At 62.3% G+C, this 1,381-nt stretch carries 1 protein-coding gene; it reads right to left on the bottom strand.

Annotated features, from left to right (window positions below; genetic code table 11):
- Positions 1 to 145: 145 nt before the first annotated feature.
- Positions 146 to 589, bottom strand: coding sequence for an IS200/IS605 family transposase (tnpA, locus tag C5O24_RS13345; RefSeq protein ID WP_107681975.1), 444 nt, complete (start codon positions 587 to 589; stop codon positions 146 to 148).
- Positions 590 to 1,381: the final 792 nt, after the last annotated feature.

A 1,381-nucleotide genomic window follows, 5' to 3' on the forward strand; every position in this document is an offset into this window, starting at 1 on the left:
ACGCCACCGCCTGCCACGCGTCAGCGGGGCAGGGGAGCGTGACGCGTAGACCGGGGGAAGGAGAGAGACGCCCCCCGTTCGGCCGAGCTGCGGAGCATGCGAGATCAGCCGCCCGCGCCAGCCCAGGGCCCACCTCGCGTGGGTACTATTTCAGATCCTCAGGATGATATGACAGATTCCACACATCACACATCTTCTGTATCTCCTTGTCAAACAGATGTATGGCGTGATGCTCGGTCTGGCGGAGGATATATGTTTCGATACTGGTTTTGTGGCTTGGTGAGCAGCTACAGGCATAATATCCTGAGCACCACCCATTGAACAAGGCAGCACGACTGTCTGTTTTCATCCAGTTGTGCGCACATGCCTTGACAGCGGCTATTAGCTCGGAGATCGACACTGTAGGGTTCAGATCGACGAGCATGTGTAGATGATCGGTAACGCTGTTTATCGAGTGAAGCCGGCTTTTCTTGGAAATTATAATGTCGTTGATCACCTTGTGAAGATCCTCTCTGAAAGTGTCAAGAAGAAATGGACGACGGTCTTTAGTGGCGAAGACAATGTGGAATAATGCGTTGACTTTACTCATGATATGGGCGTTTTGTGCAAAGATATAAATTAGAATCGTGATCTGTATGGATAAATCCACATTTCTTCATTCTCACACCCTCGAAGCCACCCACATGCGGATCCGCCCCCCCCCATCTCCTCTCTCCTCCCTGCGCTGTCGCCTCGGCGCGGCCTCGTACCCTCCGGGACTCGCCGCGCGTGGTGTGTGGGCTCTCCTCTCCGGGGTCTCCGCCTCGCTCGGCCACCGTTCCGCTATCGCGTCCCGGCGTCCTCCCTCCGCTCCGAACCCCGGTTACTGACTGCCCGCACGCTCCGCGGCTCCGCCCCTTCCCGCCTCCAGATCGCCTCTCTCTCCTCCCCGCCTCTTCTCCTGCGCTGCCGCCTCGGCGCTGCCTCGTACCCTCCGGGACTCGCCGCGCGTGGTGTGTGGGCTCTCCTTTCCGGGGTCTCCGCCTCGCTCGGCCACCGCTCCGCTACGCGTCCCGGCGTCCTCCCTCCGCTCCGACCCCCGGTTACTGACTGCCCGCACGCTCCGCGGCTCCGTTCCTCCCCGCCTGCGTCGCGCGCACTGTCGCCTCTACTACGGTTCCCGCTGACTACCTCTCTCCTCTCCCCGCCGGATGGTGTTGACGCCATCGGAGCCCCGGAGGGGGCGGGCAGACAGAATCCCCGGTTCGGAGCGGCACGCCACCGCCTGCCACGCGTCAGCGGGGCAGGGGAGCGTGACGCGTAGACCGGGGGAAGGAGAGAGACGCCCCCCGTTCGGCCGAGCTGCGGAGCATGCGAGATCAGCCGCCCGCGCCAGCCCAGG

The sequence above is a fragment of the Paramuribaculum intestinale genome (assembly GCF_003024925.1).
Taxonomy (GTDB): domain Bacteria; phylum Bacteroidota; class Bacteroidia; order Bacteroidales; family Muribaculaceae; genus Paramuribaculum; species Paramuribaculum intestinale.

Bases quoted from the DNA above. Each gene is read 5' to 3' on its own strand.
- tnpA (WP_107681975.1), bottom strand. From the start codon at position 589: ATGAGTAAAGTCAACGCATTATTCCACATTGTCTTCGCCACTAAAGAC.